The organism is Dermacoccus sp. Tok2021 (assembly GCF_019895135.1).
GTDB lineage: Bacteria > Actinomycetota > Actinomycetes > Actinomycetales > Dermatophilaceae > Dermacoccus > Dermacoccus abyssi.
Window position 1 is genome coordinate 1 of record NZ_JAGTHU010000039.1, and the last position, 12,100, is coordinate 12,100.

The 12,100-nt window shown below is 67.0% G+C and carries 10 protein-coding genes; 1 reads left to right on the top strand and 9 read right to left on the bottom strand.

What is annotated here, in order from left to right; translation table 11 throughout:
* Positions 1-217: 217 nt before the first annotated feature.
* From K9D12_RS14430 to K9D12_RS14450, 5 genes are all read right to left on the bottom strand, one after another.
* Positions 218-436 carry a hypothetical protein gene (locus tag K9D12_RS14430; RefSeq protein ID WP_223060557.1) on the bottom strand — a complete coding sequence of 73 codons (219 nt, stop codon included), beginning with the start codon at positions 434-436 and terminating at the stop codon, positions 218-220.
* A gap of 136 nt (positions 437-572) precedes the next feature.
* Positions 573-716: a hypothetical protein gene (locus K9D12_RS14435; RefSeq protein WP_223060558.1), complete on the bottom strand. Its 144-nt coding sequence runs from the start codon at positions 714-716 to the stop codon at positions 573-575.
* Positions 717-984: 268 nt separating this feature from the next.
* Complete coding sequence (locus K9D12_RS14440) at positions 985-1,266, bottom strand: hypothetical protein (RefSeq protein WP_223060559.1); 282 nt, start codon at positions 1,264-1,266, stop codon at positions 985-987.
* Positions 1,267-1,918: 652 nt separating this feature from the next.
* The gene (locus K9D12_RS14445) at positions 1,919-2,335 is read right to left on the bottom strand and encodes an excisionase family DNA-binding protein (protein ID WP_223060560.1); all 417 of its coding nucleotides are present in this window, start codon (positions 2,333-2,335) and stop codon (positions 1,919-1,921) included.
* Complete coding sequence (locus tag K9D12_RS14450; protein ID WP_223060561.1) at positions 2,332-2,652, bottom strand: hypothetical protein; 321 nt, start codon at positions 2,650-2,652, stop codon at positions 2,332-2,334. The genes K9D12_RS14445 and K9D12_RS14450 overlap by 4 nt, the downstream gene beginning before the upstream one ends.
* 128 nt (positions 2,653-2,780) lie before the next feature.
* On the opposite strand from K9D12_RS14450, the gene K9D12_RS14455 reads away from it, so the two are divergent.
* Positions 2,781-3,362 carry a helix-turn-helix transcriptional regulator gene (locus K9D12_RS14455; RefSeq protein WP_223060562.1) on the top strand — a complete coding sequence of 194 codons (582 nt, stop codon included), beginning with the start codon at positions 2,781-2,783 and terminating at the stop codon, positions 3,360-3,362.
* A 37-nt stretch (positions 3,363-3,399) separates the two neighbouring features.
* Here the strand turns inward: K9D12_RS14455 and K9D12_RS14460 are convergent, their stop codons facing one another.
* From K9D12_RS14460 to K9D12_RS14475, 4 genes are all read right to left on the bottom strand, one after another.
* The gene (locus K9D12_RS14460) at positions 3,400-4,152 is read right to left on the bottom strand and encodes a helix-turn-helix transcriptional regulator (RefSeq protein WP_223060563.1); all 753 of its coding nucleotides are present in this window, start codon (positions 4,150-4,152) and stop codon (positions 3,400-3,402) included.
* On the bottom strand, positions 4,149-9,506 hold the full coding sequence (locus K9D12_RS14465) for a hypothetical protein (RefSeq protein ID WP_223060564.1): 5,358 nt from the start codon (positions 9,504-9,506) through the stop codon (positions 4,149-4,151). The genes K9D12_RS14460 and K9D12_RS14465 overlap by 4 nt, the downstream gene beginning before the upstream one ends.
* A 369-nt stretch (positions 9,507-9,875) precedes the next feature.
* The gene (locus K9D12_RS14470; protein ID WP_223060565.1) at positions 9,876-10,352 is read right to left on the bottom strand and encodes a hypothetical protein; all 477 of its coding nucleotides are present in this window, start codon (positions 10,350-10,352) and stop codon (positions 9,876-9,878) included.
* A 669-nt stretch (positions 10,353-11,021) separates the two neighbouring features.
* The gene (locus tag K9D12_RS14475) at positions 11,022-12,008 is read right to left on the bottom strand and encodes an IS481 family transposase (protein WP_223060566.1); all 987 of its coding nucleotides are present in this window, start codon (positions 12,006-12,008) and stop codon (positions 11,022-11,024) included.
* Between the last annotated feature and the right edge of the window lie 92 nt (positions 12,009-12,100).

A 12,100-nucleotide genomic window follows, 5' to 3' on the forward strand; every position in this document is an offset into this window, starting at 1 on the left:
CCCCCCCCCCCCCCCCCCCGCTCGGGGTGCGCCAGGGCGCACCCGTTTGCTGCCCCGGTCGGCTTCGACGTCCCTCCCCCGGCCGCCCCTGCTCCGGGGGCGCTCTCGGCCCCCCCTTTTTTGGGCCGGCCCTTCGGGGTGGGCGCTCGGTGGGGTTTGAGGTGTGGTGTCGGGGTGCGGGCCGGGGTGGTGCCCCCAGCCCCCGCACCCGGTCGGCTTACCGCTGGTGGCCCCTCTTCGGGTCGATGTATCCCAGGTCGCGGCGCAGGTGGGCGATGCCGTTTTGGAAGGATCGCGAGTCGCTCGGTGTTCCGGCGAGGATGACCGTTTGTGAGTAGCCGGGGCGGGTCACCTTGAGGTGGGATTTCTTCGTGAGGGTGACGATGAATCCCTGCTTCTCTAGTTCCTTGACTAGCTGCTTGGTCTGCTTGTCCATCGCTCCGGGGTTCCTTTCGTTGTGTTCCGACGTGAACCACAATAGGGCATTTAGAACGGTGGCGCAACCCCCCATGCCAAACCCCCCGCGGCCGCCTTCGCTTGCGCGGCCGCGGGGGTGGTCACCCCCTACCCGGCTAGAACCCGAGGTCGAGCGCGTAATCGGCGTCCTGCGCGTCCTCGTGCTGCTCGATCTCTCGCCGCGTGAGGTAGCACTCGATCGCGCCCTCGTCCTCGTCCGGGCCGGCTGCGCAGTAGGTGCACAAGGGCATCCCGGGCACGCGGCCAACAATGGTCAGCAGATCGCCGCATTCGTGGCACTCTTCGAACGCGCCTCCGTCGACAGTCTGACGAGCGAAATCGCTACAGGCCGCGCATCGTCCGCCAGTCTCGGCGGGGGCAGCGTGGCAGGTGCTGCACGTGGCGTTCCTCTGGGGCATTGCATCCTCCTCATGTGTTCCGACTTGAATCATTTTAGAGCATATGTGCTGGAACAGTCAAGCGCGGTGCGACCCTTCCGGGTCGCACCGCACACCGCAGGAAACGCGCTCAGATCATGGACAGGTACTCGCGCCGGTCGTGCTCGCGCCGCTCCTCGCGCTGCGCGTCGGCGTCGCAGTCATCGCACAGACCGTCCGCACAGTCGAGGTAGTTACGCACCCGCTCCTCGATGCCGCACCCGAGGCATTCGTCGACATCTCCTCCGGCGGCTGCGAACGAAGCGAGGTCACACTCGCGGCATCGGCCATCCCGCAGGTCGAACGCGCGATCGCCGCAGTCCGAGCAAGTGCCCCGCGACGTGATGGTGGGCGAGTAGTTGGGCTGAGACATGTTGTCCTCCTCATGTGTTCCGACATGAACCATATTAGTGCATATGAGAGCGACGTGCAACACGTGATAATACTTAGACAAGCTATATATCTGCCGCTCAGGCGCTCGCGAAATCAGATCGCTTGGGCAAGTGGTGCGTTATCAGAATGTTATGAAATGTGGGAGCGCTCCAAGCCGTTGGCGTCTTCCGCTTCTTGTCAGAATGCTCAGCCCCCGATGGGGGGCGATTCCTGGGCTTGGTGGGCGCACCCGGGTCGCACCGCCCTGCCATGCTTGGGCGCATGAGTGGCGGGTTCTATTCGGCGGCCGGCCCCGGGGTCCCCCTTGGGGTCCGTTCGGGGCATGAGGAGGCAGCGGATGCACGCCCGTGGGAGGCGCCACCGCCTCAGCTCGTTGCACCCCGCGAGCGTCACGTCGACGTTCTCATCGCCGAGCAGTGGCACCAGGGCCTTGCGGTCGCCTTGAGGCGTGATGCCGATGGGCAAAACTGGCGCGCGAAAGTGGCCTACGTCGTGAACGGCAGCGTGCGCGAAGAGTGGGTGAGCGAACGGCAAGTGCGCCCTCGTCGCTGACCTAGCATCCTGATCGCCCGAGAGTGCGCAACTGTCCTAGCGTTCAGATAGCAGCGTGCTAGCAGGATGATCGCGTGCGGCTAGCTATCTGATCGCACGGTTGCTGCAGGGATGACGTAGGTCGCGCCCACCTTGTGGGCCGGCATGGAGCCGGAATCGATGCGCTTGATCACCGACGCGCGCGAGATGCCGAGCAACTGCGCGGCCTGAGAGACCGACAGCAGCTCGTCCTCGAGGTCGTCATCACGCTCCTGCTGCAGCATCACTCGAACGCTGCGCACGCGACGGCGCTGCTCGAGCAACTCCAGCGCTCGAGCAGCTGCTCGAGCGAGCGAGGGCGCCTGAACGCTGACAGTGATTCGCACCCGCCCCATTGGTGACCAGCTCAGTGCTGGGTGAAGGCGAGCGTCGAGCAGCTCGTCGAGCAGCTGCTCGCAGGCATCCTCGTCGAGGATCTCCGCGAGGTCCGCCTCGACGGCATACCACTGCCGACTCATGCGCTCTTGTTCACCGATTCGCGCTCGAGCCCGAGCAGCCCATTGCGCTGCGCCTCGAGCTCACCGTGCACACGCAGCACGGTGACCAGAACGCTCAATGCCCGCAGGCCCTTCGCGACCGCGACGGCCAGGGTCGGAGCCTCAACGGTCAGGGTGATGATGGCCGGCTCGCGGCCGGCGTTGCACGTGATGGCCGGGTGCATGTGCGCGAGCAGGTCGATGATGTCCTCGGCGCGGGCCTCGTTGAACGGGCGGGTCTCAGCTTCAATGACAAAGGCAGGCATGGTGGTCTCCTTCAGTGGTTCCGACGTCACCATGAAGCCATCTAGGGTGTTAATTGTCAACCTCTGAGGGTTCGTGTGATGATCACCTGGAACGGTTATTGTCGGAATGGGTGGCGGGCTGCGCGCCCTTCTGTAGGCGACAGACTAGGAAGGTGGGAGATGTGACGACTTCAGAGAGTGCGTGGGCGCCGGCGGATCTGCGACGGGCTCTGCTCCTGGCCTACCCCACCTTGCGTGAGGCCGCGAGTGAACTGGGCGTCTCGACGCGTACCGTTCAGCGGTGGCTCACGCTCGCCAGCACGCCCACGCCCGAGCATGCGCGGAGACTGCGCGAGGTGTTGCTGCCGGCGTCCGACGTGCTGCGCCGGCAGCGGGAGGAAGTTGAGCTCGCCGAGCACGCCGTCACGCTGCTGCGTAACACTCGGTCATCCGTAATCCCTCAGGCGTGGCGGGTGAGGCGCTGGCATCAGCCGCATACAATCGCGATCTGGCAGAACGAGCAGCTCGGCGTGAGTCGGCCAGTCATCCACAACACCTCCGCCGGCCGCCGCTACGAGAGGGGCTGGACTCCCGTCACGGATCTCGCGTGCTCGAACCAGCCTGCAGCGGTGCTCGCGCGAGCTGACCTGCTGGAGCAGGTTGCTGCACGGCGCGTCATTGTGCGCCGTGAGTTGTGCCCCAACGGGGGGAGCCTGTGTTACCTCACACCCTCAGAACAGCCCGTCCTGACGGTGCGGTCTTAGCGCTTCGACCAGTGAGTGTCGCTCGTTGCCGTGGTGATCAGTAGTTGCTCGAGTTGCCCCACGACAGGTCCTCGATCTCGCGGATGTGCCATCCGCTGGCGTAGTGAGTGTCCATGTGACTAGTCATCCACGCGGCCGCGCCTTTGTCACCGTGAGCGACCCAGGTGTCTTGCAGGTCCTTGAGGTCGGCGGCGGTCATCTGCACGGAGCATTCCCGCATCCGGTAGCCGGCCGTCTTGTCGGAGCTGATGCCTTGGTAGCCGGCGATGGTGAGGCTGTTCTTGCTGGGCGGCATCGAAGCGTGCCCGGAGGCCATCGCGCTCTTGAGGGAGCGGGCCCGCCCGGTCTTGGTGGTCATCGCCTGACGGGCGCGCTTGTCGAGGCCTTTGACGCGATCAGCTCGCGGCGCGTTCTCACCCTTGAGCCAGCGCTGCACCTGGCGCTGGGAGACCCCGAGACCCTTCGCGGCCGCCGCGGTGTCGGGGCGTGAGCTGTCGCGTTTGGAGGGGCCGAATGCTGCCATGAGCTTGGAGGCGATTCCCCCACCGGTGGTCGCGCCGTGCCCGTCGCGGCCGGTGAGGAAGGAGAACATCGACTCGCGCAGCTGGGGCGTTTCCCGGTCATGAGCGTCGATCTGCGGCAGGTGCGCACCGGAGCGCGACGTCGTGGGAAACGGCGGTTCACTGGTGCCGCCGGTCGCCGGGCGTTGGGGTGCAGCGTCGTCGGCGCCGGGCAAGCCCGGCAGGATGATCTGTCCCTTGTTGGGGGTCTGTTCGTCCTTGGGGCTCATGCCTGCTCCTCAACGTCGTGGGTGGCTTCACGCCCGGACCATCCGCGGCCGGTGAGGTACTCGCGCTGCTCCTCGAGTGAGGACCAGCTGACGAGCTTGTAGCTGCCCGGGCTCTTGCCGATCTTCTTCGGATCGCCGGGCCACGCACCGCTTTCGTCGGTGTGCGCGATGCTCGAGCTGACGGCGTAGCCGACGGCGTCGGTGTTAGACACGATCAGCGGCCAGGTGCCGGTGCGTTCACCGATGCTCAACACGGTGTGCAGCATCCCGACGCGGGCCTTGCCGCGCATCGCGTGGTAGGCGTACGGGTGGTGCAGGTTGAGGCGGCTGCTGCCGGCCATCCCGTTGGTGCGCGGGTCACTGTCGGCGCTGACCATCCACCCGCTGAGCGATTTGTAGAGCTGCTTGATCATGCGCAGCACGATCGCGGCTTCGGCCTCGTCGCGGCCGCGAGCGGCTTCGAGCGCGCCGCGAATGTGCTTGTAGAGCGGCTCGAGCAGGTTGGTGGAGCGCTCAGGCGGCCACACCCATGCCTCGAGGATCGTCGGGGTGATGTCGATGCTGGCGGCGTACTCCAGGACCGGGGTGACGGTCCACACTTCCTGACCGGAGCGGTTGCCGAGCGGGTCGAGCAGGTCGGGGTAGGGCGTGGTGTCGCCTTCAGCGCGGTGCGGCAGCTGGATCTTCCACCATCCAGCGCGGCGTCGATCGAACACGACGTCGTCGCCGGTGAGGTGCTCGGGCGCGCCGACACCGATCTTGATGTCGCTCCACCCGGCCAGGTAGGAACTGCCGCGGTCGTAGACCGCCATCCATGCCCCGTCGCTGAGCTCGTCCTGGCGCGGGCTGCGCGTCCAGTCGAAGGCGGGCTCGAGGTCGCGTGCGTTCGCCGGCCCGATCTTCGAGTAGTCGACCGGGTCCTCGCAGGTCAGCTGCTGCTTGCGCTGCGGGCTCCACACCAGGTGCAGCAGGTCCTCGACCGTGCTGATCGGTGTGCCCTTGAACGGGATGCCGACGGTCTCGGTGAAGATCTGCAGCACGCGCGCGACGGTGACGGGGTCGGCGTCTTGCAGTCCCCATGTCTCGTCCAGCTGCGCGAGCAGCAAGATGACGATCTCAGCGCGCTGCGCGCCCTGGCGGGCGATGCGGGTCAGTCCTCGCAGCTGCGGTTGGCTTCCTTCACGCCCGAACGTCCAGCCCTGCTCGACGGCCGTGTCGATTGCCGGCAGGCCCTGGCTGATCTCCTGCAACCACTGCGGACGCCTCGAGGGGATGCGCGGGTAGTTGTCCATGTCGACGCCCAGGTGCTTCAGCAGCGCTGTGGTCGGCACGATCGTTCCCGCCTCGGCGACCTTGCGCCACTTGATCGGCGCCGAGCCCAACTGCAGCGAGCGGCCGAGCTGCTCGAGGTCCCCGAAGTGTGCCGGCGGCTGCTCCAGCGCGATCCGGGTGCCGTCGGGCAACCAGGCGGCGTCAACGTCGACGACGGCCACACTCGCGCGGAAGCGCGATGCGTCCGCTGCCGCCGGTGCCTTCTTCGTCGCTGGTTTCCTTGGAGCGTGCTGCTGCGTCGCGGGCTGCGGCTGAGCTGCCGGGGGCATCTGCTGCGGCTCGCGGGCTGGGGTGGGGCTGGGCTGCTGGGGGGTGAGGTCGCGAAGGAGCGCGTCGATGGTGGCCGCGCTCGTGTTCCAGAAGCACGGTGCGTGCAGCGGGAGCCCCGCGAACGCGAACCCGGACGGTTTCGTGCACACGGCGCAGGCCACGGTCTCGTCGAGCTGCTCGGTGGGCAGGGTCAGACCACCGGTGTTGGTGTGAGATCCCATCGTGTCCTCCTGGGCGGGAGCGTCGAGCTCGAGCTGGGTGGTGTCGGGCTCCTGGGTGGGCTGCGGAGTGGGGCCGTCTGGCTCATCGCCGCCGCGGCCGCCGTCGCTGCCATCGGGCCCGGAGGGGTCCTCGTCGTCGATGCCGCCGAGGATCTTGTCGAGGTCGAGCACGATGAAGCGATCACGCATCGCCTTGTGCGGGTCGCGTGCGTCGGGCATGCACGAGATGGTGCGTTTGACGGTGTGACGCACCACGGAGCTTCCACCGCGGGCTTCGACGTCGACCTTGAGGACCCCGTCCTCGGCTAAAGCGCGGATGGCGGTGCCGCGATCGATCTGCACCGAGTCGACCATCTCGCTGATCGCGAGCTTGAGGACCTTCTCGAAGTCGGCCTGGGTGCATACGAGCTCACGCCCGACGCCCTGACGCATCACTGCCGTGTTGGCCCATCCCAGGTGCACCGCCCGCGGGTCGTGTGCCCACTCAGACGGCTGCATGCCCATGCCCGCCGAGGGTGCGCTGTCGCGCTCTCGCCAGCCGAGGCGTCGGGCGATGCCTTCGGGGGCGCGGCCGGTGACGATGTCGCTGGTGTAGGCCGCGCCGGTGGTCAGTGCGTGACGCAGCATCTCCACGACGCGCTGACCGGTGGTCGTGGCCAGGTCTCGGTCCTCGGCGGCGTCGGCGGCTTCCTTCAAGGCAGCGTCGACGCGTGTGGTCCAGGTCTTGACCTCGGCCTCGGACAGCGCGCCAGCGTCCTCGAGGAAGGACAGCATGAGCATCCACCCGGCCCACAGCTCCGCGACCTTCGCCGCGTGGTTACGCCACGTCACGGGCGCATCGGGTGCGTGCCGCATCATCGCCGCGTATTCGCTGCGGTGCTCACGCAGCTGCTGCTGCGCTTCGTCGTAGCGCCCGGCGATCCACTGCAGGAAGCTCGAGGTCAGCAGCGCCCGGCCGTGGCGTGACTCAGCGGTGTCGAGGGCCTCGATCAGTTCGGTGTCGATGTCGCGACGCAGCAGCGGCGTCACGAGTGCACGCCGGCCACCGGAGCTACCGGCCGGCGGCATGAACTCGCTCGTGATCAGGCCACTGGCACGCGGCGCGGTGCCGGCCTCGGTCTTTTGCCCATCGCGGCTGCTGCGGGCGCGCTCCTCGGCGTTGTGGATCAGGCGCACGATCTCGTTCTGGTGGCGCAGGGCGGCTTCGATGCCGTTCGTCGGGGCGACGTCGTCGAGGAACGCGAGGGCGTCCTTGCACGAGTGCAGCATCATCCGGGCGGCGTTCATCGTCGCGCCGTTACCGCTCATCGACGTCAAAGGCTTGTCGCGATCCCAACGCTCTCCGAAGTGGTGCATCGTCAACGCCGCAAGGCCCGACTTACCGACGCCTGGGGAGGCAACCAGCAGCGTCACCCAGGGGTTGCGCCCCAGCACCGAACGGTAGGCGGTGCCGAGCAGCACACCCGCCACACGGTCGGGGAAGTGCTGCATCAGCGCTGCCGAATCAGTCAGGAACGCCTCACGAAGACGCGTTCCGTCCTCAACAGGATTGGGCCAGTTGAACCGCTTGAGCGGCCCCGTCAGGTGCGTCGCGATGGGCTCATACCCGTTCGCGCCGATCGCGCCCTCATCGGTGATGTAGACGTAGCGCCCGTCCCCGAGGCGACGCCACCCCGTGGCGGTGTACGAGGTCGTCACCCGCCAGGCGGTCGACAGCTGGTTCATCGCCGCGATGACGCGCTCTCGCCCACTCTTGCCCTTGCCGTACTCCAGGCCCGGGATCGGCAGTTCGGTCAGCCATTTGCCGCTGTCGAAGTCGTCGTGCGGGATGCGCTTCATCTGTGTCACGCCGTCACCGTCGCGGTACTCGACCACGACGTGCGCGACCTTCGGCAACGCGGCCGGCTTCACCGTGGCGCGTCCTTCACGCCCGATGAGCTGCTCGAGTGGGTCGTTGTCGTCGAGTTCCTCAGCGCGCTCGAGGTATTCCTTCGAGTGGATCGTCAAGACGGTGTTGATGACGAGGGAAGGGCGATCTTCGGTGTAGGCCGCGTCTCCGCGCCCGACCGTGACGGTGCGCTGCTCGACGATCGCGCCGTCGAGGATCTCGTACTCGGTGCGGCTGATCCCCTGGTGCGGACGTGATGCACCGCCCCCGCCGCCGCCATTGCCGCCACCGACGAGGGTGAGGTGCTGTGAGGTCGAGCCACTCTCACCCGTCGACGAGGTCGTCGTGGGTGCTGCGGCACCCTCGGTGCCTGTTGCGGCCGCGTGCTGGCTCGAGGCGGCCGCGAGCTTCGCTGACTCGGCCTGCGCGGCACTGCGGGCGACCTCGGCCGGCACCTCAACGCCGGCGAGCTCGTACATCTCGATCGCGAGGTCGCGAGCCTGCGTCATGAACCGCTGAGCGATCGGTTTCGCCTCGAGCGCGAAGTCGCAGTCGCCTGCCTCATCCACCGAGCGCACCACCTGAGCGTGGACGCTGGCGATCCGGGTCAGGACCTTGATCGACTCACGTGCCCACCGTTGCGCGTTCTTGCGGTGCTGGGTGCTGCGCGAGTCACGCCCAGCGCGCTTCTCGTGCGCCGCAAGGGCCAACTGGGCGCGAAGTTCGCTCTCGTTGTGCTCGAGGGATCGCACCCGAGTGAGCAGGGTGTCGATCGCAGCCCACGCGTCGATCGCTGCCAGGGGAACCTCGACGAACTCGTCGATGCCGTGGCCGGCCTCGACATGGTCGGTGAGGTCGGCCTTGCGCTCGGTGACCGCGGGCAGCAGCAGGTGCACCTCGGCCGCGCCGGCGTCGTTCAACAGACGGTGCAGCAACTGGCCGCGTACCCAACCGGCCGGGTCCCGGTCGAGCACGACGTTGATGACCGCGCCCGCGAACAGCTCGACGTCGGCGGGGAAGTTCTTCGCCCCACCACGGTTCGTTGTGGTCGTGAGACCGAGCTTCGCGCCGGTGTCAGCGTCCTTCTCCCCCTCTACGACCCACACGTCGTCACCGTCCTTGAGTGCCTCGAGCAACTCCGGCAGCCGGTACAACACCGGCGTGAACTCCTTCGGCGCTTCCTTCTCCCAGCGGCCCGTGGGGTGCAGGTAGGACTGGAAGAAAGTCTTGCCCTTGCACTCGTCGCAGCGCATCCGCTTCACGCGCTGCACCTCAGCGCCAGCGGCCGAGCGGTAGGTGTAGGTGCACACGTGAGACCAGGTGTGCTCGTGGCCCTCGAGGGATTCCTTCTTGTTCTCGGCCTTGGCGGGGGTCTTGCCGAGCAGCTCGTCGAGCTTGCTCGCAACACGCTCGGGCAGGGGCCCGAGGGTCTTCGCGTGCTGCTGCCACACGCGTCGCTCATCCTCCGAGCGTGATCGCGTCAGCTTGCGTCGGTTGTGCAAGGACCAGCGCCGGTCGTCGAACAGATCGTCGTACGTCAGGCCGAGGTACTCGGCGAAGTCCTCCTGGGGCACACCCGCGCAGGCGAAGCAGTTGAGCAACACGCGGCCGCCGTAGTCCGTGGCCGTCCAGGTCGCTGACAAGGAGGGGTGAGAGTCGTCATGTCCGGGCACGACGCAGGACGCGAGCATGCTGCCATCAGGGCGGTGGATCACACGAGAGCCAGCAGCGTAGAGCGCGTCCTCGACGCGCTGCAACGCATCCTGGGGAGCCCACTGGGGCTCAATCGGTGGGGATGTCATCGACCTCACACCCCCTCTCGCGACACGAGATGAGGGACAGGCTCGAATCCCCGTGCAAAACGGGCTACCATCTGAGCAGGTACTTTCGGGTTGAGTTGAGGGTTTGCCACTTCATCGACCTAGAGACGGATCACCTGGCTGGGTGTCCATCTCCAAGCGGCTCGTGTCCGGCAAGACACGGGCCGCTTTCTTATGCCCGGGGTCAGGTCATCAGCTGGCCTCCGCGATCGGGAGAGCGTCCTGGTGACCGTGGCGCTGCACGAAACGCACCAGGTCGGGCCGGTCCATGCCGAAAGCTGCTGCGAGAATGCGCCGCAGCTCTTCGACGTGTGCGACAGCATGCGCCTCGCAGCGCGCGTTGATGCGATCTGCGAGCTCGCGATCCAGCCGCATGTACGTCTTTTTCTTGTCGCTGTCGACGATGGGGAAAGGCTGCGGTGGCGTCGCGCCGACGGCGCGGGCGCGGTCGATATCGATGCCCAGCGCCTGGTAGTCGAGGTCAGGCTCCCACGGCGAGTGGTAGCCGTAGGCGTCGCCGATGATGATCGACGCGGTGACACTGACAGGGAGTTCTGCCCGGGCTGCCGCTTCCCAGAGAAGGTCGCGCAGCGGGTACTCGAGGGCAGGCAGGTAGGCGTGTCGCTCACGCTCCCTCGGTGGGCGGCCAGCGCTGCGTTTGAGAACCATGGCACGACTATAGAGCCAATTATCGGCAAGCAGTGGATCACTGGTGTCGCCTCCGCGTGTCGGGTCATCGATCACTGGCAATAAGCCCATCGAGCACCCCGAAATCGGACAGCGACACCCGAGAAAACTTCCGCACCCCCACATGTGGGGCTCGTTCCTGGCTCATCTACGAGATGTAGGGAAGGAGTAGCTCCCACTATCTGGGTGTCCACCCCATCGACCGATGGGGTGGACACCCAGCGTCTGGAATCGATGGGGTGGACACTGCCAGACGATGGGGTGGACACCCGGTGATCTGATGAAAAGCGTTGCGCTACCTATGTATTGAGCATTCGGATCTCTCGATCGATGGGGTGGACACCCCTCGTTCGCCTGAAAAATCGCGGCTTGTGTGCCCAAAAGTGGGGCAGGTGGGGCGCAAACATAGAGGCGACCCCTAAAAGCATTGCAGCACAACGTGATTCGCCGCTCTGCCGTGCGCCCCACCGTAGTGGGGCAGCCTGGTTCCCAGTGTCGCCAAAAACTACGAATTGTGTTGCAGCACAAACGAACCCGTGCGCCCCACTTTGAAGTGGGGCGCACGGGTTCGTTGATGGGGTGGACAGGTGGGACTGGCTTCCTGGGTGTGGGGCAGGGCGCGGCCCAGGGCAGAGTGGTGGCGGCGGAGGCCTAGATGTACTGACCGGAGACGTTGGTCAATCGTGAGAACGGCGGCTGGTTCCCGCAAGCCGTGTGGGGTCGGTGGTGGTTGTAGTGGTGCAACCAGCCATCGAGCTCACCGCGGCGCTCCGTCTCGGAGGTGTAGCAGCGGGCGTAAGCCCAGCCGTCGGCCAGGGTGCGGTAAAAGCGTTCGATCTTCCCGTTGGTCTGCGGCCGATACGGCCTGGTCCGCTTGTGCCGGATGCCCAGTTCGGCGCAGGTGTCGCGCCACAGGTGTGAGCGGTAGGCGCCGCCGTTGTCGGACAGGACGCCCTCGACCGTGACACCGCGGGCGTTGAACCACTCGACCGCCCGGACGAGGACCGCGGTGGCGGTGAGGGCGGTTTCGTCGTCGTGCACTTCGGCGTAGGCGACGCGGGAGTGGTCGTCGATGACGGTGTGGACATAGGCCTTGCCCATGAGCGGATCCCGGTACTTGTTGCGGGGCTTGTCGGGTGTGGCGGCGCGGTTGCGCGCGCCTTGTTGCCGACCGACGTAGCGCCAGCCCCCGCCGTCGGGGATGTTGCCGAGCCTCTTCACGTCGACGTGCAGCATGGCGCCGGGGTAGTCGTGTTCGTAGCGGCGGACTGGCTCCCTGGTGGCGCGGTCGACGTGGGAGAGCCGGTTCAGGCGCGCGTCGGTCAGGATCCGGTGGACCGTGGACGGAGCGATGCCGAGCCGGCAAGACAGCTGCACGGGTCCTTCGCGCAGACGCAGGCGAAGCTGAATACAGCGCCTGGTGGTCGTCTGGCTGGTCTTGTTCGGGGACCGGTGCGGGCGTGAGGACCGGTCCTGCATGGACTGGCCGGCCCGGTAGCGGTCGGCCCAGCGTTTCACGGTCGGCCACGAGACTTGGAAGCGGGCAGCAACCTCACTGACCGGCCAGCCCTCGTCTACGACCAGACGCGCGACGATCCGTCTGTGGCGCGGGGTCAATGCTGCATTCGCATGGGACATGGTTTCTCCGAACGTCGCACTGGGGGGGGGGGGGGCGGGGCGGGGGGCCGCGCGGGGGGGGGGGGGGGGGGCGGGGGGGGGGGGGGGGGGGC